General features: G+C 73.1%; 19 protein-coding genes and 1 tRNA gene. 5 read left to right on the top strand and 15 right to left on the bottom strand.

Annotated features, from left to right (window positions below; translation table 11 throughout):
- Positions 1-40 precede the first annotated feature (40 nt).
- The 9 genes from BKA05_RS03070 to BKA05_RS03030 form a co-directional block, all read right to left on the bottom strand.
- Positions 41-979 carry a sortase domain-containing protein gene (locus BKA05_RS03070; protein WP_246289926.1) on the bottom strand — a complete coding sequence of 313 codons (939 nt, stop codon included), beginning with the start codon at positions 977-979 and terminating at the stop codon, positions 41-43.
- 9 nt (positions 980-988) lie between these two features.
- A complete protein-coding gene (locus BKA05_RS03065; protein WP_179530107.1) occupies positions 989-3,583 on the bottom strand; it encodes a hypothetical protein in 2,595 nt (864 codons plus the stop codon).
- Entirely contained in the window at positions 3,580-5,220 is a 1,641-nt protein-coding gene (locus BKA05_RS03060) for a substrate-binding domain-containing protein (protein ID WP_343045499.1), read from the bottom strand. The genes BKA05_RS03065 and BKA05_RS03060 overlap by 4 nt, the downstream gene beginning before the upstream one ends.
- The gene (pstA, locus tag BKA05_RS03055) at positions 5,217-6,482 is read right to left on the bottom strand and encodes a phosphate ABC transporter permease PstA (RefSeq protein WP_179530106.1); all 1,266 of its coding nucleotides are present in this window, start codon (positions 6,480-6,482) and stop codon (positions 5,217-5,219) included. Before pstA ends, BKA05_RS03060 begins: the two co-directional genes overlap by 4 nt.
- Complete coding sequence (pstC, locus tag BKA05_RS03050; protein ID WP_343045498.1) at positions 6,482-7,498, bottom strand: phosphate ABC transporter permease subunit PstC; 1,017 nt, start codon at positions 7,496-7,498, stop codon at positions 6,482-6,484. The genes pstA and pstC overlap by 1 nt, the downstream gene beginning before the upstream one ends.
- A gap of 259 nt (positions 7,499-7,757) precedes the next feature.
- Positions 7,758-8,366 carry an HAD family hydrolase gene (locus BKA05_RS03045; protein WP_179530105.1) on the bottom strand — a complete coding sequence of 203 codons (609 nt, stop codon included), beginning with the start codon at positions 8,364-8,366 and terminating at the stop codon, positions 7,758-7,760.
- A 22-nt stretch (positions 8,367-8,388) separates the two neighbouring features.
- Positions 8,389-9,177 (bottom strand): inositol monophosphatase family protein, encoded by a 789-nt coding sequence (locus tag BKA05_RS03040; RefSeq protein ID WP_179530104.1) that lies wholly within the window; start codon positions 9,175-9,177, stop codon positions 8,389-8,391.
- A gap of 21 nt (positions 9,178-9,198) precedes the next feature.
- Positions 9,199-9,798: an aminoacyl-tRNA hydrolase gene (gene pth / locus BKA05_RS03035; protein ID WP_179530103.1), complete on the bottom strand. Its 600-nt coding sequence runs from the start codon at positions 9,796-9,798 to the stop codon at positions 9,199-9,201.
- Between the two features lie 43 nt (positions 9,799-9,841).
- The gene (locus BKA05_RS03030) at positions 9,842-10,489 is read right to left on the bottom strand and encodes a 50S ribosomal protein L25/general stress protein Ctc (protein WP_179530102.1); all 648 of its coding nucleotides are present in this window, start codon (positions 10,487-10,489) and stop codon (positions 9,842-9,844) included.
- Positions 10,490-10,764: 275 nt separating this feature from the next.
- Between BKA05_RS03030 and pepN the strand changes: the two genes are divergently transcribed.
- Complete coding sequence (pepN, locus tag BKA05_RS03025; RefSeq protein WP_179530101.1) at positions 10,765-13,188, top strand: aminopeptidase N; 2,424 nt, start codon at positions 10,765-10,767, stop codon at positions 13,186-13,188.
- Between the two features lie 119 nt (positions 13,189-13,307).
- Here pepN and BKA05_RS03020 read toward each other — a convergent pair whose 3' ends face one another.
- Together BKA05_RS03020 and glmU are read right to left on the bottom strand one after the other, a co-directional pair.
- Entirely contained in the window at positions 13,308-14,288 is a 981-nt protein-coding gene (locus BKA05_RS03020) for a ribose-phosphate diphosphokinase (RefSeq protein WP_179530100.1), read from the bottom strand.
- A gap of 63 nt (positions 14,289-14,351) precedes the next feature.
- Entirely contained in the window at positions 14,352-15,869 is a 1,518-nt protein-coding gene (gene glmU, locus BKA05_RS03015; RefSeq protein WP_343045497.1) for a bifunctional UDP-N-acetylglucosamine diphosphorylase/glucosamine-1-phosphate N-acetyltransferase GlmU, read from the bottom strand.
- A 113-nt stretch (positions 15,870-15,982) separates the two neighbouring features.
- On the opposite strand from glmU, the gene BKA05_RS03010 reads away from it, so the two are divergent.
- Complete coding sequence (locus BKA05_RS03010; RefSeq protein ID WP_179530099.1) at positions 15,983-17,002, top strand: hypothetical protein; 1,020 nt, start codon at positions 15,983-15,985, stop codon at positions 17,000-17,002.
- A 1-nt stretch (position 17,003) separates the two neighbouring features.
- Here the strand turns inward: BKA05_RS03010 and BKA05_RS03005 are convergent, their stop codons facing one another.
- Entirely contained in the window at positions 17,004-17,768 is a 765-nt protein-coding gene (locus tag BKA05_RS03005) for an SDR family NAD(P)-dependent oxidoreductase (protein WP_218842253.1), read from the bottom strand.
- 63 nt (positions 17,769-17,831) lie between these two features.
- Between BKA05_RS03005 and BKA05_RS03000 the strand changes: the two genes are divergently transcribed.
- The 3 genes from BKA05_RS03000 to BKA05_RS02990 all read left to right on the top strand — a co-directional run bounded on the left by BKA05_RS03000 (position 17,832) and on the right by BKA05_RS02990 (position 19,821).
- Positions 17,832-18,221, top strand: a complete 390-nt coding sequence (locus BKA05_RS03000; protein WP_179530098.1) for a PaaI family thioesterase — start codon at positions 17,832-17,834, stop codon at positions 18,219-18,221.
- Positions 18,222-18,269: 48 nt separating this feature from the next.
- Positions 18,270-19,031: a lysophospholipid acyltransferase family protein gene (locus tag BKA05_RS02995; RefSeq protein ID WP_343045496.1), complete on the top strand. Its 762-nt coding sequence runs from the start codon at positions 18,270-18,272 to the stop codon at positions 19,029-19,031.
- A gap of 64 nt (positions 19,032-19,095) precedes the next feature.
- Complete coding sequence (locus BKA05_RS02990; protein ID WP_179530097.1) at positions 19,096-19,821, top strand: zinc-dependent metalloprotease family protein; 726 nt, start codon at positions 19,096-19,098, stop codon at positions 19,819-19,821.
- 30 nt (positions 19,822-19,851) lie between these two features.
- Here the strand turns inward: BKA05_RS02990 and BKA05_RS02985 are convergent, their stop codons facing one another.
- The 3 genes from BKA05_RS02985 to BKA05_RS02975 all read right to left on the bottom strand — a co-directional run bounded on the left by BKA05_RS02985 (position 19,852) and on the right by BKA05_RS02975 (position 21,977).
- Entirely contained in the window at positions 19,852-20,745 is an 894-nt protein-coding gene (locus BKA05_RS02985; RefSeq protein ID WP_179530096.1) for a hypothetical protein, read from the bottom strand.
- Positions 20,746-20,795: 50 nt separating this feature from the next.
- Positions 20,796-20,877: transfer RNA gene (locus tag BKA05_RS02980), tRNA-Gln, on the bottom strand.
- A 119-nt stretch (positions 20,878-20,996) separates the two neighbouring features.
- Positions 20,997-21,977, bottom strand: a complete 981-nt coding sequence (locus BKA05_RS02975; protein ID WP_179530095.1) for an FKBP-type peptidyl-prolyl cis-trans isomerase — start codon at positions 21,975-21,977, stop codon at positions 20,997-20,999.
- Between the last annotated feature and the right edge of the window lies 1 nt (position 21,978).

Below are 21,978 nucleotides of genomic sequence, written 5' to 3'. Positions count from 1 at the left end.
AGGTGCTTGCGGTGACGTTGCGGAACGGTTCACGGGCCGGTCACATCACGTTGGGGAGGAGTCGGACGAGCACGTCGGTGGTGACCCACGCCAGGGCGATGACGACGGGGCTGGCGAGCAGCCACACGAGCACCGCGGACCAGCGCTGGCGCGCCGAGATGACCAGCAGCGTCGCCAGCACCAACGCAGCCAGGCAGGTCGCCAGCAGCGGCAGCACGCTGGCCTCCGAGGCCATCAGCTGCTCGCTCTCCGGGATGGCCGCGGGCCGTCCGGCCGGCGCCGGGAAGGCGTCGTCGGCCTCCGCGTCGAAGTACACCGCCTCGCCGGGGGTGAGCCCGGCCAGTCGGCCCTGCCCCTCGGCCGTGGCCAGGACGAGCCGGGCCACGCCCGCCTCGCGCGGCTGCGGCAGCGGGTCGCCGGTGCGCCGGACACCCAGCACCGTGAAGGTGCGGGTTCCCTGGGCGACGACGACCTCGATGGTGTCGCCGGGCTCGAGGCCGGTGAGGCCGGCGAAGGGGCGGCCGTACGTCGCCGCGCGACCCATCAGCACCGAGGTGCCCTCCTGGCCGGGCAGCACGGTGTTGCGCTGGTGCCCGGGGCCCACCCTCAGGTCGCCCGAGGCGGTGCCCTCGACGACGACCTCCTCGAGGTCGAGCGCCGGGATGCGGACCAGGGCCACCGGGTCGCCGACGGGCACGACCGGCCCGACCGGTGCGGTCGCCGAGGCGACCTCGGTGCGGAACTGCCCGTAGAGCAGGTCCTGCGCGCGCTCGTGCTCGAGGTCGCCGAGCAGCAGCAGCTGCACGAAGACCCACAGGCAGACGACGGCCAGCATCGTCGCCGCCGACGAGGTGACGGCCGGGGTGCCGGTCAGCGGTGGCCGCGGGGCGCGCGGAGGCTTGGGCGGTCTGGCGGGCCCGGCGACCCTGGCCTGCTTCGGGGCGCGCCGCGTCGGTGCGGTGCGGCCGGGGAGCGTCATGGTCACGGGTCAGCCCTGCCGGGGCGGTCGGACGAGGAAGCGGGTGCCGGCCACGGCCAGGCTGCCGAGCAGTCCGCCGAGGAACAGCAGCGGCAGCAGCAGCCCCGCGGTGCGCGAGGAGATCGCCGTGGTCGCCGGCATGGCGACGGGCGCGGTGTCCTCCTCGACCGGTGCCGGAGCCTCGGTGGGCTCCTCGGCGACCGGCGGCTCCTCGACGGCGGGCGCGTCCGGGACGGTCGTCGGCACCTCAGGGGAGGTGCCGGGCCCGGTGGTCGGCTGGACCGGGTCGGGGAGCGTGGAGGCCGGTGGGGTCTGGGTGCCGACGGCGGTCGCGACGTCCTGCGCGGCGGCGTACAACCCCGCGGTCACTCCCGTACGACGCAGAGGGAGGTAGCCCGCGGGCAGCTGGCCGTTGCCCGGGCCCGGTCGCTGTCCCTCGGACGTGGCGACCCGGATGAACTGGGCGACCTTGGCCGCGTCGGCCGGGTCGAGGTTCTGCATCCGCGCCGCGGTGTAGACGACCATCGTCCCGGGGTAGGCCTTCGAGCTGGTGCGCACCGCGGCCTGGTCGAGGGTGAACGGCAGCGTCTGCTCCCCGGGCTCCATGAGCGAGACCGCCGCCGCCAGCGAGGACTCCGACGGTACGACGAACTTCCCGGGTGCCGCCTGGAGCGCAGCGGCCTTCAGCCCGTAGCGCTCGACGTCGCCGAGGCTGACGAGCCCGAGCATGAACCGCGAGCCGTAGGACTGCCGGCCGATGCGGCCGACCTTGTAGAGCCCCGTGTCGGCGTCGAGCTCGCAGCGGGTCTGCACGTTGGGGTGGGCGTCGAGGAGCGCCTCGCTGATCCTGCGCAGCGTGGTGACCGGGGCCGCGATCTGGTTGAAGTAGACCGCCGGGTTCTCCTGGCGGCAGGTGTTGCCGGTCTCCGGGACGAAGTCGTCGAGGAGCGGGATCTCGGCCGCCGGGAGCGCGAGGCCCTCGTAGTTGGGGTTGACGACCATCCCCCACTGGTCCGGCTCGCCGGCGATGAACTTCCGGGCGGCCGGGTCGTGGGTGACCCAGTCGGTCAGCTGGCGGATGACGTCGGACTGGTTCGACAGCGAGAGCAGGGTGGCCCCGACCTCCTGGTTGATCCGGCTCAGCCCCGGGTTGAGCCGCACGAACTCCGGGTCCTGCATGATCGAGAGCGGGTTGTCGGCCATCCCCGGGTGACCGCGACCGAGGTCGGAGCCGAGGTAGGACTGGGTCAGCAGCTTGGCCACCAGCCGCGGGGTGATCCGCAGGGTCGAGAGCTCGCCGGCGTTGTCGGGCTTGTCGACGACGTACCCGATGGCGAAGCCGGTCACCGCCGTCGGCGCGTAGCCGACGGGGTCGGTGCCGACGCGGGTCTGCTCGGAGCTGACCAGCGCCGCGGCACCCCCGCCGTTCTCCATCAGCGTGAAGCCGGCCTCGTCGGACATCTGGTTGTGCTGGAACTTGAACCGGTCCTTGCGCAGGCAGTACGCCGGCGACCACTGCAGCGCCGCCTGGGCGAGCAGCTCGGTGCCGTAGAAGCCGGTCGGGGCACGCGGGTCGAGGATGTCGCAGGCGTCCGGCGGCAGGCCGAAGGTGATCGGGATGGTGAAGCGGTTCCTCCACTGCGAGGCCGACCACCACACGGTCGGCGAGACGGCCTGGTCGACGCCCTCGGAGGCGAAGTTGCCGCTGCCGGGCACGAAGCGGCCGGTGCGCCGGCAGGCGTTGTCCGACGCCGTCGGCGGCGAGGACGGCTGGTCGCAGGAGAGCCCGACGATCGGGATGACGACGATCGAGCACGCGGTCTCGTGGTTGCAGCCCAGCGACTCGTTCTCCACGTCCGAGCGGACCTCGAACTGGACCTCGCCGCGACCGTCGAGGTCGGTGAAGGCCGCCAGCTCGGCGGCCGGGAAGGCCGCGCCCACCGCGGCCTCGGGAGGCATCTGGTCGGCCTGGCAGGCTGGGAAGACCCTGCCCGAGGCGGCGACGAACGGCGTGAGCCGGGTGCTGTAGCCGGCGATGTCGGCGGTCGGGCACACGTCCGCGCCGGGCAGCGGGTCCAGGCCCGAGACCCGCCCCTTGGCGGTCTCGTCGGCGTCGAGGTCGTGGCGCCAGGCGGCCTCGCCGTCGCTGCGGGTGATCTGCGAGCGCTGGGCGAACGACGCGGTCCAGCAGGTCTCGGGGCGCAGCTGCTCCTCGCCCGCCCGTGGGTCGTCGACGCCGCGGCACTGCATGATCACGACCGGGTACTCCTGGGCCAGGCCGCTCTCGCCGAAGGGGTTGCTGGCGCGCCCGCCGCTGGGCTGGGCGCCCTTCCAGGCGATCCGGATCCGCTGACGACCGCGCAGGTCGGTGGTCTGGTCGGCGGTGACCGTCACGGTGTACGCGGGGAACTCCTGCTGGCTGCCGTCGGCCTTCGTGACGACGCGCTGCAGTGTCTTCGTCTCGGAGTACGCCGGCGCGCTGGCGCTCGCGCGGGCGTCGGGCTCGACCGCGGAGCCCGTGCTGCTCGACCCCGCCAGCACCAGCACGGAGCCGAGGCCCAGCACCAGCGCGACGGCGGTGGCGCGCCTCGTGCCGCCCCTCACGGGCGTGCCCCTGCCGGGCCGCGGCGACGCAGGGCCGAGACGTAGAGGCCGGGCAGCACCACGAGGGTGACCAGCAGCAGCCCGGAGAGCCAGGCGAACGCCCGGGTGTCCCCGGCGCGGTCGGCGACCAGGACGGTGCTGGGGTCGGCGTACACCGCGGCGCCGTCGCTCACCGTGCCGGTGCCCCCACCGACGACCTCGCCGGTCACGGGGTCGACGGTGCCGGGCGCATCGGTGGTGACCTCTCCCCCGGTGTCGACGTCGGTCTTCCCGCCGCCGCCCGCGCCGCCCGCGCCCTCGTCGGTGGTGCCGCCGTCGTCCTCGTCGGTCGAGGGGTCACCGGTGCCCGTGGAGGTGCCGCACGGGCCGGCGCCGGCCTTGTCGCAGGCGGCCGGCTGCGGCGCGATCTGGGCCAGCTTGTTGTTGCTGAGGTTCTTGCCGTCGAAGGTGGGGTTGTTGCACGACCGCACGTCACGGTTGGTGAGGTCGACGCCCTTGTCGGCCCTGCCGAGCTTGGCGATCTGGTCGAAGCCGGCCTGCACGAGGTTCAGCGGCAGCGGCGAGTAGCCGTAGGGGCCGGCCTTGGTCTGCCCGGCGCACAGCGAGTAGTACATGAAGTCGGCCAGCGTCTGGCGCTTGGCGGTGGTCATCCGCGGGTCGTCGGCTGCGGTCGGGATGACCATGTAGGAGTAGGACGAGATCGGGTAGGCCCGCGGGTCCGGGTTCCGGTAGACGTCGTCGAGGATCTGGGTGAGGTAGGTGCTCGGGTCGCCCGGGTTCGAGGTGTTGATGCGCGCCTTCGTCAGCGCCACCGCGACGTTGTACTGCGTCGGCTCGACGTAGTAGCCGCCCTTGTTGAGCACCTTCACGACCGGGTAGTTCTTGTTGACCGGGTAGGAGTACTCGACGTACCCGATGGTGCCGTTGCCGTAGGTCGAGGAGATGAAGTTCATCACCTGGTCGGACCCGGCCTGGCTCACGGTGCGCGAGCCCGACTTCTTCGGGAAGTACGACGTCAGGCCGGACCTCCCGAAGTAGGGCCGCCAGATCGACGGGTACTCCTTGTCCATCCACGTGGTCAGCTGAGCCGTCGTGCCGGACCCGTCCGAGCGGACGACGGGCGTGATCGGCAGGTTGGGGAACGCGCGACCGTTGTTGTCCTTGGTGATCGCGGGGTCGTTCCAGTTGGTGATCTGGTTGGTGAAGATCTTCGTGATCGTCTCGCCGGAGAGCCGCAGGTTGCGCACCAGCTCGTCGCCGACCTTGAGCTGGTAGGTGAACGCCGTGCCGCCGGCGACGATCGGCAGGTAGGCGAAGTCGCGGCCGTTCGAGGTGTCGGCGTTGCCCTGCTCGTCGGTGCCCTGGAACGGGATCTCGGAGATCGCGAAGTCGTTGGTGTCCTGGGCGAAGTCCTTGCGGCCCTTGGTGGAGCCGCCGCCGGTGTAGACGACCTTCATGCCCGAGGCGTCCACGTCGGCGATCCACTGCTGGACGATCACCTCGGACCAGGTCGACCCGGTCCCCTCGATCTGGGCGTACGTCGCGGCCTGGGCCGCCGCCGGGACGGAGGCCACGCCGGCGACGGCGAGGGCGGTGGCGGTCGCGCAGCGCGCGAGCACGGAGAGCAGGCGGTTCACCGGGGGTCCTGGCTTTCGGGCTGGTCGGAGGGCTGGTCGGAGGGCTGGGCTGAGGGCTGGGCTGAGGGCTGGCGGGAGGCCTGGGCCGCGGGCTGTGGCGGCCGGCGCCGTGGGAGGAGGAGCCGGCGGCGGGTCCTGGCGCGGGGTGGGCGGGCCAGGAGCCGGGCGACGACGAAGAGCAGCAGGACGAGGATCAGCAGCACGCTGGAGGCGCCGAAGGCCCGGTCGATGGCCTGCTCCTCGCCGGATCGGACGTTGGAGTAGATGAACAGCGGCAGCGAGTTCATCGCCCCGCCGACCGGGTCGGTGACGAAGAACGCCGCCGCGCCGGAGGTGATGAGCACCGGGCTGGTCTCGCCGACACCGCGCGCCGAGCCGAGGATGACCGCCGTGGCCAGGCCCGGGCGGGCCGTGGGGAGGACCACGTGCCACACGGTCCGCCACCGGGAGGCGCCCAGCGCCAGGCTGGCCTCGCGCAGGCCGCCGGGCACCACCCTGAGCACCACGTCGGCCGCGCGGGCGATGATGGGCAGCATCATCACCGCGATGGCCAGGCCCGCGGCCAGGCCCGAGCGCGGCTGGCCCAGCATGATGATGAAGACGGTGTAGACGAACAGGCCCGCGACGATGGACGGGAGCGCGGTCATCGCCTCGACGATGGTGCGCACGAGGCGGGCGAACCGGCCACCGACCTCGGTCATGAACACCGCCGTACCGATGCCCAGCGGGAGCGTGATCGCCAGCCCGATGCCGAGCTGGACGAGCGAGCCGACGATGGCGTGGGCGATGCCGCCGCGGTCGAAGGCGTCCTTGGGGCCGACGCCGGACATGTCGTCGAGCAGGAAGTTCAGGTGGGTCAGCGGCTCCCACCCGCGCAGGAGGACGAACCCGACCGTCGAGACCAGCGCGACGCCGACGCTGAGCGCACCCCCGGTGACGACGGCCGCGGCGACGCGGTCCACCACCTCGATCCAGCCGCCGTGCATCGCCGCGGCGACCGCGGTGACGAGCAGCCCGAGCAGGAACCAGCTGACGACGAACCACGGCACGCCCGCCAGCGGCAGCAGCTGCTGGGTCACCAGCCAGGCCAGTGCCGCCGAGGAGAGCCAGGGACCCCAGCGGGTCAGCTGCTCATCGGGGCTCGGGCGGCCCAGCGAGCGGCGCGGGACCGGCGGCGGCGCGTCGTCGTCGTGGCCGGGCAGGTACGTCGTGAGCGGGGTCGGCGCGGGGACGACCTCGGGCGCCTCGGGCGTGGTCGTCATCAGGCGTCCGTCCCGGCGCCCGAGCGGCTGCGGTTGACGACCACCGCAGCCAGGGTGTTGACGACGAGGGTGATGAGGAAGAGCACGAAGCCGGCGGCCAGCAGCGCGGAGAGCTGGGCGGCGTTGGCCTCCCCGAAGCGGCCGGCGATCAGCGCGGAGACCGAGTTGCTGCCGATCTCGGTGAGGTTCGGCTTCACCTCGAAGGTCGGGCTGATGATGAGGACCACCGCGATGGTCTCGCCCAGCGCCCGGCCCAGGCCCAGCATCGTGCCGCCGATGATGCCGCCGCGGCCGAAGGGCAGCACGACGGCGGAGATCATCCCCCACCTCGTGGCACCCAGGGCGAGGGCGGCCTCCTTCTCGCCCTGCGGGGTCTGGGAGAAGACCTGCCGCATGACGGCGCAGGCCATCGGCAGCACCATCATGGCCACCGCGATGCCGGCGCAGAAGCTGCTCGAGACGTAGCGGCTCGCGTCGACGACCGCGGCGTCGGGGTCGGCCCCCCGCACGTCGAAGAACGGCAGCCACCCGAGGTGGCGCTGCAGCCACACCGCCAGGTCGCCGGCGTGCGGCATCACCAGCAGGTAGCCCCACAGGCCGTAGACGATCGACGGGACCGCGGCCATCAGGTCGACCATCGCGACCAGGGTCGGCTTGGCCCGCTCGGGGGCGTACTCGCTGATGAACAGGGCGGTGAGCAGCGAGAGCGGGAATGCGAAGAGCATCGCGACGAACGCGATCGAGACCGTGCCGGTCAGGACGGCCGCGATGCCGACGACGTCGCTCTCGGGGTTCCAGGCCGACTCGGTGAAGAAGCCGAGGCCGTAGCGGCTCAGCGTCGGGTAGGCCTGCCAGCCGAGGAAGAGCCCGACCCCGCCTGTGATCACCAGCACCGAGGCACCGACCGCGCGGGCGGAGTGCTCGAAGACGGCGTCGACGCCGCTGGCCCTGCGGGAGACGCGGCGCGGACGGATGTCCCGGCCGGCCGCGGCGTCGTACGACGGCAGCGTGGTCACGCGTTCCTCCCCCGGAAACTGCTCTGCTCGGCTTCCGGCTGGTGCCGTAGCAGCAGAATCGTGGAGTGGCTCGGGGGACGGGACAGGGCGTGATGGGTGAACGGCTGCCGAACGCTGGGACCGCTTTGACCGAACGGGTCACCCGATCCGCGCGGGGGTAGTCACAAGGGGCTACCCCGCCTCGGGCCGGGTAGCCCGAGCGGGGTTGAGCGCAGGTGAACGGCTCCGGAACGAGCGGTGCGGCGCCACGATCGACGGGTCAGTCGACCTCGACGCCGTGGCCGGCCAACAGCTCACGGAGGAGGTCGTGGCCGCGGTCGAGGTGCCAGTGCTCGGCGCGGAGACCGGCGGCGCGGGCGGCCTCGACGTTGGCCTCCATGTCGTCGACGAAGAGCACTTCGTGGCCCGGGGCGCCGATGCGCTCGAGGGCGATCTCGAAGTAGTCGGTCTCGGGCTTCTTGGTGCCCAGCTCCCAGGAGTAGCAGGAGACGTCGAAGAGCCGGTCGAAGCCCAGGGTGGTGCGCATGTGCTCGCCGCGCTGGCGGTGCTGGTTGGTGCCGAGGTGCACGCCCAGCCCGGCCGCCCGGAGGCGGTCGATGAGCGCGAGGGTCGCCTCGGAGAGGGTGATGTCACCCCAGAGCGAGGCGTAGAGCTCGCGCGGGTCGACGTCGGCGTACGACGGGACGACCCGGTGCACGGCCTCGAGGAAGTCCCCCTCGCCGCGCAGCGGCCCGCGCTCGGCCGCCCACAGGGCGCGCCCGAGGTCCTCGGCCCGGTCGCCGGCCCAGCGGCGCAGCAGACCGAACGGGTCACGCACGCCGTGCTGCACGACGCCGTCGGCGTCGAGCAGCACGTGGCGCACGCTCATGTCGGTGACCCGGGGAGGGCTGTCAGTCGGTGCCGTGCTCGGCGATGAACGCCAGGATCTGCTCGGACAGCTCGGGGCGGCACACGATGAGGTCGGGCAGGTAGACGTCGTCCTGGTTGTAGACCAGCTCGTCACCGTTGACCCGGCTGGTGAACAGACCGGCGGCACGGGCGACGGCCACCGGGGCGGCGGAGTCCCACTCGTACTGGCCACCGGCGTGGACGTAGGCGTCGGCGACGTCGCGCACGACCGACATCATCTTCACGCCGGCGGACCCCATCGGGACCAGCTCGGCGCCCATCTCCTCGGCCAGGGCCTGGACGAAGGCGGGCGGGCGGCTGCGCGAGACGGCGATCCGGGGGCGCTGCGAGGTGCGCGGCGGGACCACCGGGGCGTCGCCGGTGTTGAAGGTCTCGCCCAGCGCCGGCTGCGCGACGGCGCCGGCGACCAGGGTGCCGCCCTGCCAGAGCGCGACGTGGACGGCCCAGTCGTCGCGCGGCGGCTCGGAGAACTCGCGGGTGCCGTCGAGCGGGTCGATGATCCAGACCCGGTCGGCCGAGAGCCGGGCCTTGTCGTCCTTGCCCTCCTCCGACAGCACGGCGTCGTCGGGGCGGTGCTCGGCGACCAGGCGCATCAGCAGCTCGTGGGCCGCGGCGTCCCCGGCGTCCTTGAGCTCCTTGCCCTCGAGGCCCTCGGCGCGGACCTCCAGGAGGCGGCGTCCGGCCACCTCGGCCAGCCAGGTGGCGAGGACGTGGTCGTCTGCACTCTGTCCGATGGCGGAGGCGGGGGGCGTTCCAGGCTCGAAGGTCACGGGACGCAGGCTATCGGCCGATCAGCTGTTGAAGCGCTGCTGGGTCTTCTCCAGGCCGTCGGAGACCAGGCACTCGACGGCGTCGGCCGCGGTGTCGACCACGAAGGGCAGCACCTTGCGCTCGGTCGAGGAGTAGTCGGACAGGACGAAGTCGGCGACCTCCTGGCGACCCGGGGGGCGGCCGATGCCGACCCGCACCCGGTGGAAGTCGCCGGTGCCGAAGGACGAGCGCATCGACTTCAGCCCGTTGTGCCCGTTGTCGCCGCCGCCGAGCTTGACCCGCATCGTGTCGAAGGGGATGTCGAGCTCGTCGTGGATGGCGACGACCTGCGCGGGCGGCACCTTGTAGAAGGTGGCGAGGGCCTTGACCGGCCCGCCGACCTCGTTCATGTAGCAGCGGGGGCGGGCCAGCACGACCCGCGGCCCGGGCGTGCCCGGAGCGCTCAGCCGGCCCTCGACGACGTCGGCGCGACCGGACTTGTGGGCACGGAAGCCCGACCCCATCCGGCGGGCCAGCTCGTCGGTGACCATGTAGCCGATGTTGTGCCGGTGCCCGGCGTACGAGGGGCCCGGGTTCCCCAGGCCGACGACCAGCCACACGTCGGTGGCGGCGTCGCTCATGGAGGGAACCCGGGCCCGTCTCGTCAGCAGTCGCAGGGGAGGGTCACTCGCCCGCGTCGTCGCCCTCGGCAGCGGCCTCGTCGGACTCCTCGCGCTCGATGCCGGCCTCGTCCTCGGCGGACTCGAGGTCGGCCTCGAGGGCCTCCTCGCTCTGCTGCTGGGTCACGTTGACGATCAGCGTCTCGGGGTCGGTGAGCAGCTCCGAGCCCTTGGGCAGGACCAGGTCGGAGGCGTAGATCAGGGTGCCGGCCTCGGCGCCCTCGATCGAGACCTCGATCCACTCGGGGATGTGGGTGGCCTCGGCCTCGAGGGAGACGGTGGCGTTCTCGGTGACGACCAGCGTCTCCTTGGCGGCCTCGCCGTTGAGGTGGACCGGGACGTCGACGGTGACCTTCTCGCCGCGCTTGACCGCGATGAAGTCGACGTGCTCGAGGAAGCGCTTGATCGGGTCGACCTGGACCTGCTTGGTCAGCGCGAGCTGCAGCTCGCCCTCGATGTCGAGCTCGACGAGCGCGTTGGCGCCGCCGTGCTTGAGGGCCATCATCGTGTCGTGGCCCGGCAGGGTCAGGTGGCGGGGCTGCTCGCCGTGGGTGTAGACGACGGCGGGGACCTTGTCCGCGCGGCGGATGCGGCGGGCGGCGCCCTTGCCGAACTCGGTGCGGACCTCGGCGACGATCTTCTCGCTGGACATGACTCTCCTCGTACCTGCTGCTCGTGGTGCTGGCGTGTGTGGTGCTGCTGGGCTCGGGGTGCCGGCGGGTGGGTGCGGACGCAACAGCGCCGCGCTCCCGGAGGTGGACAGGCAGCGCGGCGCGGGGTCCGCCCTGTCGATCACGGAGCCCCGCGACCCGGCCACTGCTGGTCTGGTCGCGCGCTCCCTCGCCGAGGCAACCGCAGCAGTGTAGGGGCAGCCCGTCACCGAAGGCGAATCCCTGCACCTGCCGGCGCCGCCCCTACGGTGGGGCCATGTCGCTCACCCTCGCTGAGGCCCGCCACCGCACCGAGACCGTCGAGGTGGACGCCTACCGGATCGACCTGGACCTCACCGGCTGGGAGCGGGGCCGCTTCGCCTGCACGACCACGGTCCGCTTCACCGCCACGCAGCCCCGGACCTTCCTGGAGCTGACCGCTGCCGAGGACGTGTCCCTGGAGTCCGACGTCGACGCCCTCACCTGGGAGTACGACGGACGCCGCCTCATGCTCGAGGGCCTCCCGACCGGGCGGCCGGTCGAGGTGGTCGTGGCCGCGCAGGTCCCCTACGTGACCGACGGCGACGGCATGCACCTGATGACCGACCCCGAGGACGGCGAGACCTACGTCTCGGCCTACCTGTCCCTCGACGTGGCCCAGCGGGTCTTCGCCTGCTTCGACCAGCCGGACCTCAAGGCGACCTTCTCGGTGTCGGTCACCGCCGACCCGCGGTGGACGGTCCTGGGCAACGGCCGGGTGGTCGAGCACGACGAGCGGGCCGGGCGCTGGGTCTTCGCGACCACGCCCCGACTGTGCCCCTCGCTGTTCGTCGTCTGCGCCGGACCGTGGCACTCGGTGACCTGGGAGTACGCCGGGCTGCCGTTCGGCTGGCACGCGCGGGCCTCGCTGGCCGCCGAGCTCGACCGCGACGCCGCGGAGCTGAAGCAGACGACGACCGACTGCTTCGACCACTACGCGACCCTCTTCGAGGAGCCCTACCCCTTCGACTCCTACGACCAGCTCTTCGGGCCCGGGCACAACTGGGGCGCGATGGAGACCCCGGGCTGCGTGACCTACCGCGACGAGCTGCTCCCGCGCGGCCGGGTCACCGACGACCACCGGGCGCGGCGGGCGGCGGTCATCGCCCACGAGATGGCGCACATGTGGTTCGGGAACCTCGTGACGATGCGCTGGTGGGAGGACACCTGGCTCAACGAGAGCTTCGCCGACTACATGGGCTACCGCGTGGCCGAGGCCGGCGCCGGCTTCGCGGGGACGCTGGTGCTGCACGAGGCGACCCGCAAGCCCGGCGCCCACGTCGCCGACGAGCGGCGCTCGACCCACCCGGTGGCGCCGGCACCCGAGGACGTGCCCGACGTGGACAGCGCGTTCTCCAACTTCGACGCGATCTCCTACTCCAAGGGCAACTCCTGCCTGCGCCAGCTGGTCACCTGGCTCGGAGACGAGGACTTCCTCGCCGGCGTCAACGCACACCTGGGCCGGCACGCCTTCGGCAACGCCACGCTCGACGACCTGGTCTCCGCCCTCGACGAGGCCTCGCCCCGCGACGTGCGCGCGTGGGCGGACGCCTGGTTGCGCACCCCCGGCTTCGACACCGTGGCGGTCTCCCGCGACGGGGACGCGGTGCCGGTGCTGCACCGCGAGGGCACCCGCCCGCACCGCTTCACGGTGACCGCCTTCGCCGCCGACGGCGCGATCGCCGGTGAGCGGCTGGTCGACCTCGACGACGAGCCGGTCCCGCTGCCGGAGTGGGCCGGGCTGGTGGTCGTGCCCAACAGCCGCGGCGAGTCCTTCGTGCGACTGCGCCTGGACGAGCACGGCGAGACGTTCGTCCGCTTCCACCTCGGCGACGTCACCGACGACCTGGTCCGCACGGTGCTGTGGGCGCACTGCTTCGACGAGGTGCGCAGCGGGGCGATGCCGGTGCCGGCGTACGTCGACGTGGTGCGCGCGCACCTGGCGACCGAGGCCTCCGCGACGCTTGTCGCCGCGGTGCTCGACCGCACCCTGGGCTCCGTCCGCAGCCGCACCGCGGCCCCCGAGCAGGTCGGCGAGGTCACCTCGGGGGTGGCCGGCGCCTGTCTGGCCGGGCTGGCGCTCTCCCCCGACCCCGAGGTGGCGTTCGCGCTGACCCGCGGGGTCGTCGCCACGACCCGCGACGCCGACCTGCTGGAGCGCTGGGTGCGCGACGGCCGCACCGACGACGGCGTCGGGCTCGACCCCTCGCTGCACTGGTCGGCCCTCGCGCGGCTCGCCGCCCTGGGCGCGCTCGACGCCGAGCGGATCGACGCCGAACGCGTCGCCGACGGCTCCTTCGCCGGCGAGCTCGGCGCCGCCCGGGCGCTCGCCGCCCGCCCCACCTCCGAGGCCAAGGCCGAGGCCTGGGCCGCGATGACCGAGCCCGACGTCTCCAACCGGCTCTTCGAGTCGCTGGCCGCCGGCCTCTGGGACGCCTCGCGGCCCGACCTCTGCGCGCCGTACGTCGACGCCTACCTCACCCAGGGCCCCGACATCGCCCGTCGCCGGGGCCAGGGGTTCAGCCTGGTCCTGGGTCGCAACGCCTTCCCCGCACTGGCCCTCAGCCCCGCCCAGCGCTCGCGGCTCGCCGAGGTGCTGGCCGGCGACGTCCCCACCGTGCTGGCGCGGCAGTGGAACGACGCGCTGGACGACCTGGGCTGAGGGCGGCAGTTTCACCACCCGGGTGGTGAAACAGGCGCTTGCCTACCGGAACTCCGTGAGACGAGCGGCAGTTTCGGTCGACCAGTCCGCGGTGGACCCGCGGGCGTGCAGGGCGACCCTCAGGCGTGCCCGTCGAACATCGAGGTGACCGAGCCGTCCTCGAAGACCTCGCGGATGGCGCGGGCCACCAGCGGGGCGATCGAGAGGATCGTCAGCTTGTCGAAGAGCCGGTCCTCGGCGATCGGGAGGGTGTTGGTCACGATGACCTCGACGGCCGAGCAGTTCTTGAGGCGGTCGACCGCGGGGTCGGAGAGGATCGCGTGGGTCGCGGCGATGATCACGCCGGCGGCGCCGTCCTCCATCAGGGCCTCGGCGGCCTTCACGATCGTGCCGCCGGTGTCGATCATGTCGTCGGTCAGCACGCAGATCTTGCCGGCGACCTCACCGACGACGCGGTTGGCGACGGTCTCGTTGGGCCGGTCGGTGCGGCGGGTCTTGTGGATGAAGGCCAGCGGGACGCCACCGAGCTTGGCCGACCAGCGCTCGGCGACCTTGATCCGCCCGGCGTCGGGAGAGACGACGCACAGCTGCTGGTGGCCGTACTTCTCCTTGACGTAGTCGGTGAGGATCGGCAGCGCCATCAGGTGGTCGACGGGACCGTCGAAGTAGCCCTGGATCTGGTCGGCGTGCAGGTCGATGGCGATCAGCCGGTCGGCACCCGCGGTCTTGAACAGGTCGGCCATCAGCCGGGCCGAGATCGGCTCACGGCCGCGGTGCTTCTTGTCCTGCCGGGCGTAGCCGTAGAACGGCATGACCACGGTGATCCGCTTGGCGCTGGCGCGCTTGAGCGCGTCGACCATGATCAGGTGCTCCATGATCCACTCGTTGATCGGAGCCGTGTGGCTCTGGATCACGAAGGCGTCGCACCCGCGGACCGACTCCTCGTAGCGGACGTAGATCTCGGAGTTGGCGAACTCGTACGCCGAGGTCGGCACCAGGTCGGTGCCGAGGATGCCGGCCACCTCCTCGGCCAGCGCTGGATGGGCCCGGCCGCTGAAGACCATCAGGTTCTTCTCGGTGGTCTTCTTGTATCCGGTCACGTGGCGCCGCTCCTGCAGGACGGAGGTGGGGTGGGCGGACAGGATTCTGCCCGGGGGGATCGCTCAGCCCAAGTCCCGGGCCGGTGGCTGGGACGAGGGATCGGTCACGTCGCCGTCACCGGAGGTTCGTGCAGTGGTCGCCGGGCCGGTCGCGGACCGGGCCGCGGCAGCGGCCTCGGCCTGGGCGGTGCCGGCCCGCCGGTCCTCGGCCCAGCCCTCGATGACCCGCATGCGACCGGCGCTGACGGCCAGCGCCCCGGGCGGGACCTCGCCGCGCACGACCGTGCCGCCGCCGGTGCTGGCCCCGTCGCCGATGGTGACGGGGGCGATGAAGGTGTTGTGGGAGCCGGTGCGGGCGTGGCGGCCCACGACGGTGCGGTGCTTGGCCACCCCGTCGTAGTTGGCGGTGATCGTGCCGGCGCCGATGTTGGTGCCCTCGCCGATCTCGGCGTCGCCGATGTAGGACAGGTGCGGCACCTTGGCCCCGTCGCCGATGACGGCGTTCTTGGTCTCGACGAAGCCGCCGATCTTGCCCGCGGCGCCGAGCCGCGTGCCGGGCCGCAGGTAGGAGTAGGGGCCGACCGTGGCGCCGTCGCCGATCTCGGCGGACTCGCCGTGCACCCGGGTCAGGGTCGCACCGCGGCCGACCCGGCAGTCGCGCAGCGTGGAGTCGGGGCCGACCACGCTGTCCTCCCCCACCGACGTGGAGCCGAGCAGCTGGGTGCCCGGGAGGATCGTGACGTCGCGGTCGAGCTCGACCCCCACGTCGATCCAGGTGGTGGCGGGGTCGACGACCGTGACGCCCTCGCGCATCCAGCGCTCGACGACCCGGTCGTTGAGCAGCCGGCCCAGGCCGGCGAGCTGGGCCCGGTCGTTGGCGCCCTCGGTCTGGACGACGTCCTCGAGCAGGTGCGCGCCGACCATCATCCCGCCCTCGCGGGCCAGGCCGACCAGGTCGGTGAGGTAGTACTCGCCCTTGGCGTTGTCGTTGCCCAGCCGCGGCAGCGCCTCGACCAGGAAGCCCGCCTCGAAGGCCATGATCCCGGAGTTGATCTCGGTGATCTCCAGCTGCGCGCGGCTGGCGTCCTTGTGCTCGACGATCGCGAGCACCTCGCCGTCGGCGTCGCGCACGACGCGGCCGTAGCCGGTCGGGTCGGCCACGTCGCCCGACAGCAGGCTGACCGCACGCTGCGCGGCCTCGTGCTCGGCCACGAAGTCGCGCAGGCTCTGCCCCGTCAGCAGGGGGGTGTCGCCGTACGCCACGAGGACCGTGCCGGTGGTGGTGCCCGCGGCCTCGACCGCGACGCGCACCGCGTGGCCGGTGCCCTTCTGCTCCTCCTGGACCGCCAGCAGCGACTCGGGCATCAGGCCGGTCACGTGCGGCCCGACGAGCTCGCGCTGGTGGCCGACGACGGTCACGACGGCGCGCGGACTGGTCTCGCGCACCGCGGCGAGCACGTGCCCGACCAGGCTGCGCCCGCCGATCTCGTGCAGCACCTTGGGGGTCTTCGACCGCATCCGCGTGCCCCCGCCGGCGGCGAGGACGACGACGGTCAGGTCGTTGAGCACGGGCTCGGCCACAGGTCTCCCTCGACGTCCGTCCGGATCTCCCGGCTGACCGCCACACAATAGAGGTCCCGAGCGAACCCGCCAGCCCCGACCGCTCCCCGTACCGGCGCAGATAGCCTGCGGAGGTGACCTCACCGACAGCCGCCCGGCTCCTCGACGCGCAGGTGGCCTGGGTGCTGGCCCGCCTGGAGGACGACCTGCCCTCGCTGGTGGCCGAGGAGGTGACCTCGCTGCTCACCGTCGGGGAGCGGCTCACGGTCGGGGCGCTCGTCGACGCCGACGACGTCGCGGCGCTCATCGCCGACGTCCTGACGCGCGTGCCGCCCAGCACGGCGGCCAGCACGTTCACGGCCGTGCTGGCCGAGGTGCTGCACGCCGGGCCCCCCGGGGACGAGCAGCACACGCTCGGGGACGTGGTCTCCCGCGAGCACGTCGAGGCGCTGACCGACGCCGCCCTCGCCGGCACCGACACCCTCAGGGCCGCGCTCGACGACCTCACCCGCAGCCCCGCGGTCGCCGCGATGGCCGGCCGGTTCATGGCCCGGGTGGTCTCGGAGGTCGTGCAGACCAACCGCGCGATGGCCGAGAAGGTGCCCGGACTCGGCTCCCTGGTCTCCTTCGGCGCGGGGGCCGCCGGCAGGGTCATCGGCGCGACCCAGGTCGACGCGCTCGTCGGCGCCGCCGCCGGTCAGGGCGCGGGCTTCGCCGTCCGCCGGCTCAACGCGATCGTCGTCGACACCCTGCGCGACCCCGGCACCCGCGCGGCGGTGCTGGAGGTCTACGGGCTCTACGCCGACCAGCCGATGGCCGGGCTGCAGGGTGCGATGAGCCTCGAGCAGGCCCAGCACCTGGCCGGGCTGGTGCAGGACGTCGTGATCGACGCCGCGCCCTCCGAGCCGGTGCTGGCGCTGGTGCGGGCGGTGGCCGAGGGCTTCGTCGCGACGTACGCCGAGCACCCGGTCAGCGAGCTGGTGGCCGACCTCGGGGTCGACGCCGAGTCGATCACCCGGCACGTCACGCCGCTGGTCTCCCGGGCCGTGGCCGCCGCCCGGCAGGCCGGGGAGCTGGAGGAGCTGGTGCGTGCGCGGCTCGCGCCGTTCTGGGAGTCGCCGGAGGTCGCGGCGGTCCTCGCGGACCTGGAGTAGCTCAGCCGGCGGTGCGGCCGGCGTCGACGACCTGGATGCTGCCGTTGACCGAGGCGGCGTCGGTCGATGCGAGGAAGCAGATCGTGGCCGCGACGCTGTCCGCGTCCATCAGCCCCCGGGTGGCGGCGACGCGCATGATGAGGTCCCAGTCGGCGTCCTCGGGCACCCCGATGGTCTGCACCTGCGGGGTGTCCATCCCGCCGGGGCACACGCAGTTCACGCGCAGCGGGTGCTTGAGGTACTCCACCGCCAGCGCCCTGGTGAGGCCGACGACCCCGTGCTTGGCGGCGGTGTACGCCGCCGAGTAGGCCTCCCCCATCACGCCCGCCACCGAGGCGACGTTGACGATCGTGCCGCCCCCGTCCGGGGCCTCGAGCAGGTGCGGGATCGCCGCCTGGGCGCAGTAGAACGGGCCGCTGAGGTTGAGCGCGAGGTCGTGCTCCCACTCCTGCTCGGTCACCTCCGTCGTACGCCGGAAGTCGTGGCGCCCCGCGTTGTTGACCAGCACGTCGAGGCGGCCGTAGGCCTCCACGGCCTCGGCCACCATCGCCCGGCAGGACGCGGGGTCGGTCTGGTCGAGGTGGCCGGCCCGCACCTCGCCCGGGAGGTCGGCGCACCCGTCGGCCAGCTCGGCCAGCAGGTCCTGGCTGCGCGCGGCCGCCCACACCCGGGCACCACCCGCGGCGAGTCGGCGTACCGTCGCCGCACCCAGCCCGCTCGACGCCCCCGTCACGATCGCGACCCTGCCGCTGAAGTCCTGCACCATGGCGTGAACCTAGCGGCAGGGACGGCCGCCGTGGGCCGGAGCGCCAGGCCCTACGGTGGCGCCATGACCCCAGTCGGAGACCCCGGACCGTTCTCGGCGCACCTCGGCTTCCGGGTGCTGCGCGCCGACGCCGAGGGGGCGGTCGTCGAGGCGGACCCGCAGCCCGAGCACCTCAACGGCGGCGGCATCCTGCACGGGGGCTACCTCAGCGCCCTGCTGGACAGCGCGACGGGCTGGGCCGTCCACGGCGCCGGACCCGAGGGCATGGTGGCACCCCACGTCACCTTGACCACGCAGTTCCTCCGCGCCGGCACGGCCGGCGAACCCCTGCAGGCCACCGCCACCTGCACCAGCCTCGGGCGGCGCATCTGCACCACGCAGGGCGAGATCACCCAGGGCGGCCGGGTCATCGCCCGTGCCACCGGCACGCACGCCGTGATCCTCGGCGGCTGACCGGCCCGTCCGCTGGACCGCGCGCCCCCGAGGTGGTGAGGTGAGCCGGTGGATCTCACCTACCCCGTCATCGTCGCGGCTGCCAAGACCTGGTTCCGCCTCTCTGCCATGGACATCCACATGAGCGGGACCGAGCACATCCCGACCTCGGGCGGGGCCCTGGTCGCGGTCAACCACGTGTCGTACGTCGACTACCTGATGGGCGGTTACCCCGCGGCGCAGCGGGGTCGCTACACGCGCTTCATGGCGAAGAAGGAGATCTTCGACGTCCCCGTCGGCGGCCCCTTCATGCGCTCCTTCGGGCACCTCGAGGTCGACCGCGAGGCCGGCGCCGCCTCGATGCGCACCGCGGTGGACGCGCTGCGCGGGGGTGAGATCGTCGGGATCTTCCCCGAGGCCACCATCTCCCAGAGCTTCCTCATCAAGGAGCTGAAGTCCGGCGCGGTGCGCATCGCCGCCGAGGCCGACGTGCCGCTGATCCCGATCGTCGTCTGGGGCACCCAGCGGATCCTCGCCAAGGGCCGCAAGATCGACCTGTCCCGCCATCACCGCATCGACATCGAGGTGGGCGAGCCCATGCGCCCGACCGGGGAGGACCCGGCCGCGGAGACGGCCGAGCTGAAGACCCGGATGGAGCAGATGCTCGAGCGCTGCATCCTCGCCGCGCCCGAGTCCGAGCGCCCCGCCGGCGCCTGGTGGCTCCCCCAGCAGTACGGCGGGTCGGCCCCCACGATCGAGGAGGCCGCGGCGGCGTACAAGGAGGAGCGGCGGCTGCGCGCCGAGGCCAAGGCGGCCAAGAAGCGCCGCTGATCCCAGGGTGCGAGACGCCCGGAAACCGGGCGTACCCCCGGGGGCACGTCGTCGTTGTCGCGGCATGAGGACTCGTCTCGCTGCCTGCGCCGCCGTGCTCGTCACCGCCGGCCTCGCCACCGCCGCCGCCCCCACCGCCACCGCTGAGCCGATCGACGTCCCGGGGGCGACCCTGCTGGACGACTCGCTCGGCAGCTGCCTGGCCCTCGTGCCCGGGCACCTGCAGCTGACCAACGACCCCGTCGACCTCGACGTGCGGATCCTGCTCGACGGGGCGACCCAGGAGACCGCGGCGGCCGCCGTGACCTCCATGCGCAAGGCCTACGAGCCGATCGGGATCACCGTGCGACCCTCCTACGAGACGGTGTCGTTCACCGGGAGCCAGGCCGAGAGCCTCATCGAGCAGGCCAAGGCGCACTACGGCGGCGTCCGGCCCGACGGCATCGAGGTCGTCTACGTCCTCACCTCCGAGGACGTCACCGGAGGCGCCTACAGCAGCGCCCTGGCCGGGCTGGCCGACTGCATCGGCGGCGTGCGGTACGACGACCGGGCGTTCGCGGTCGGTGAGGTCTCCGACGACGAGGCCAACGAGATCACCGGCTCGACGATGGGGCACGAGATCGGCCACCTGCTGGGGGCGCACCACCAGTACGCGAGCCCCGAGGGCCTGCTGGCGAGTCGTCCCAACGTGCTGAGCCTGATGAGCCCCGACGTCGGCTTGGCCGCGCTGCGGTTCTCCACGCTCGAGGCTGCCGTGGTCGGCGGCTACACCGCGCGCTACGCCCGCTGACCAGACGACCGGGATCGGTGCGGCGGCGGTTCACCACTCGCAGTAGCGGGGGACGAACCGCCGCAGTGCCGCCCGGTCGGCATCGGACAGCGGGAGGTACGGGCGCACGTCCGCGGCGATCCCGGGCGCCTCGACCACGATCGGGAACAGCGTGCCGACCTTGTCCTCGGCCAGCACGTGCGGGTCGCACCGGGCCGGTACCACGCGCAGCACCAGGGTGACCGGTCCCCGGCCCCGGCCGAGCCGGACCCGGGTGCGACCGTCCGCGGCCGACGCCGACCCGTCGGCCTGCGCGAGGAGCACGGTGTCCTCGAAGCCCCTCACGACGACGTCGTCGCGCCGGCCGGTGGGGGTGAGCGTGACGGGGAGCTCGAGCACGGAGTCCGGCCCCTCACCTCCGACGACCCTCAGCTCGCCGGTGACGAGCGTGGCGGCCTCGGCGAGCACCGACGCGGCACAGTCGCGGTCCAGGAGACGGCCGACGGCGCCGTACAGGTCGGTGGCCGGGACGGTGGAGACCCACGCCGGCCCTCCCGCCACGGTGTAGGTCAGCGCGAGCTCGAAGCCCGGGTCACCGCCGCAGCCCCCGGGTGGCAGCTCCAGCGTCAGCTGCGCCACCGGGTCGAGGTCCTCCTCGCCGGTCCACACGGCGCCCTCGACCCGGGAGGACACGATCTCCACCCGGGTCACCCGCACCCCCTCGGTGGCGGCCGCCTCGAGGTGGACGTCGACGGTACGGCCCACGCGGTGGATGCGGGACTGGTCGATCGAGGCCACCAGGTCCGCCGGGGCGGCCGTCGCCGACGGCGCGGTCGGCGCAACCGGGTCCACGGTCGGCCCGGCGCAGCCGGGGAGCAGGAGCGCCAGCCCCATGGCTGCCACGGGCAGCACGGCGCGGCACCTCGAGGGACGGCGACCCGGCATGGGGTGATCCTGCACCCCGTGGCCCGGTCCGTCACCGTCGTACGGACCGATGGCTCCCCGGGTAGGAGTCGAACCTACGTCGCTAGTCCTGATTCAAAGTCAGGCGGGCCCTGCCGGCAGACCAACCGGGGAACGTCCCCTGACGGGCAGCGGACGACGCCAACCCTAGAGCCACCCCAGGACGTCATACGAACCGGCTGAGGGGACCTCCCCTCCGTATGACGTCCCACGGAGCGCCCGGGGGCCGGCGGCTACTCGGCGTCGATGACGTCGATGAGGAACCACAGGGTGGAGTTCGGCGGGATCGACTCGCCGCTGCCCTGCGAGCCGTACCCGAAGGCCGGCGGGATCTGCAGCAGCACCCGGCTGCCGACCGGCACGCCCTCCAGGCCGATGGCCCAGCCCTGGATCAGGCCCGAGAGCGGGGAGACCAGCGGCTCGCCGCGCGAGAAGCTGCCGTCGAAGGGGGCGTCGGCGTCGTAGGTGGAGCCGAGGTAGTCGACGGTGACGGTGTCGGAGGTCTTGACCTCGCGGCCGTCGCCCTCCTCGATGACCAGGCGCTGCACGGGGGTGTCGAGCGCGGGCTCGTCGATGCCGTCGAAGTCCAGGGCGACCGGGTCGCCGCCCTCGACGACGAGCGAGGGCTGGGAGTCGGCGGTGGTGTCCTCGGCCTCGTCGGAGGTGGGCGTCGGGGAGACCTGCTGTTCCTCGACGAGGTCGGCCACGAGCACGACCGGGTCGTCGTCGCCCAGGCCGAGCGGGTTGTCGGCCGTCTGGCCGTCGAAGAGGCCGTCGGCGGAGGTCAGCGCCACCACGCGGGAGCCGTACGTCGCCCCGTCGAGGACCTCGAGGAGCAGCTCGCCCACGCGCTCGTCGTTGGGCAGCGTCTGGGCGGCGCCGTTGGTGTAGTCGCTGTAGACCTCGGCCTCGGTGGTGCCGTTGGCGACGTAGAGGTAGGCCATGACGACGTCGCCGTCCTCGATCTCCTCGCCGTCGCCCTCGACCAGGGTGCTGACCTCGGACTCCTCGGGCTTCTCGAGCTCGGCGTCCTCGTCCCACTCCAGGCTCAGCGACTCCCCCACCTCGCCGGTGAAGGTGATGCCCTCCAGCCCGGCCGCGGTCGTCGAGGCGGCCTCGTCGGTCCCCGACTCGGGGTCGGAGGAGCCGCACGCCACGAGGGCGGGCAGGAGGAGCGCCACGAGGGCGAGGGCGGGGCGGGTACGACGGAGCACG

The organism is Nocardioides marinus (genome assembly GCF_013408145.1).
Lineage (GTDB): Bacteria > Actinomycetota > Actinomycetes > Propionibacteriales > Nocardioidaceae > Nocardioides > Nocardioides marinus.
Note: the sequence above shows the minus strand (reverse complement) of the source record. Positions and strands in the feature narration are given on the sequence as shown.

Excerpts from the sequence above, each read along its gene's own strand:
- BKA05_RS03070 (WP_246289926.1), bottom strand. The coding sequence starts at position 979 with ATGACGCTCCCCGGCCGCACCGCACCGACGCGGCGCGCCCCGAAGCAG.
- BKA05_RS03045 (WP_179530105.1), bottom strand. The coding sequence starts at position 8,366 with ATGAGCGTGCGCCACGTGCTGCTCGACGCCGACGGCGTCGTGCAGCAC.
- BKA05_RS02990 (WP_179530097.1), top strand. The coding sequence starts at position 19,096 with ATGAGGACTCGTCTCGCTGCCTGCGCCGCCGTGCTCGTCACCGCCGGC.
- pstA (WP_179530106.1), bottom strand. The coding sequence starts at position 6,482 with ATGACGACCACGCCCGAGGCGCCCGAGGTCGTCCCCGCGCCGACCCCG.
- pepN (WP_179530101.1), top strand. The coding sequence starts at position 10,765 with ATGTCGCTCACCCTCGCTGAGGCCCGCCACCGCACCGAGACCGTCGAG.
- pth (WP_179530103.1), bottom strand. The coding sequence starts at position 9,798 with ATGAGCGACGCCGCCACCGACGTGTGGCTGGTCGTCGGCCTGGGGAAC.
- BKA05_RS03030 (WP_179530102.1), bottom strand. The coding sequence starts at position 10,489 with ATGTCCAGCGAGAAGATCGTCGCCGAGGTCCGCACCGAGTTCGGCAAG.
- BKA05_RS03005 (WP_218842253.1), bottom strand. The coding sequence starts at position 17,768 with ATGGTGCAGGACTTCAGCGGCAGGGTCGCGATCGTGACGGGGGCGTCG.
- BKA05_RS02985 (WP_179530096.1), bottom strand. The coding sequence starts at position 20,745 with ATGCCGGGTCGCCGTCCCTCGAGGTGCCGCGCCGTGCTGCCCGTGGCA.
- BKA05_RS03000 (WP_179530098.1), top strand. The coding sequence starts at position 17,832 with ATGACCCCAGTCGGAGACCCCGGACCGTTCTCGGCGCACCTCGGCTTC.